We start from the raw sequence: 584 nt of genomic DNA on the forward strand, positions 1-584 counted from the left end.
ATTGATATTGCGATGTGTTCCGCGTTACCCGCGAGCATCCGAAAGTTTTCAACCGTGTTTGTAAACCTTCCGGGTGGAAAAAGGATGTTCAGGAAAATTCCGTTCTTTTGAACTACGTCGATAAGGATCTTTGAAAAGGCTCCGATAGCGGCGGAAGAAATGTAATCAACATTTAAAAAAGAGAAAGTAAGTCTTACATTTGGATACGGATTAGTAAGTCGGGCGCGAACTTCGCTGACGAGATTGAATAGGAAGTCATAAAACATTTCCGAGTCACGGACCCGAAGTGAATCTATGAATTGAATTGTAGTTATATGCTCTTGGATAAACCGAGCGTCGGGGTGAGTGTCAGCCTGAATCTGGACGACAGAGATTCTGTCTTTTGAGTTCAAACTCTTCGCAATCAGTTTTGAGATCAGTCCAAAAATCTGACCGAGGGGTTTCCGATATACGAGTAAAACCGTAAAGAGGAGTATAAAAGAAATGAGTAAGAGAGATAAGTGATCAATTTTATAGAGTGCGCTTAGTTCTTCCATGTTGCCAATAGGCTAACAGAAAAATCCAATCCGCACAACGTCGCAAGG

1 protein-coding gene is annotated in these 584 nt (G+C 41.8%); it reads right to left on the minus strand.

Features of this window, described 5'->3' with window-relative positions; translation table 11 throughout:
• Nucleotides 1–536, minus strand: a 536-nt coding sequence (locus tag JWG45_RS21870) for a hypothetical protein (RefSeq protein ID WP_205281726.1), incomplete at its 3' end; no start/stop codon positions are given.
• Between the last annotated feature and the right edge of the window lie 48 nt (nt 537–584).

The organism is Leptospira ainlahdjerensis, assembly GCF_016919175.1.
Taxonomy (GTDB): domain Bacteria; phylum Spirochaetota; class Leptospiria; order Leptospirales; family Leptospiraceae; genus Leptospira; species Leptospira ainlahdjerensis.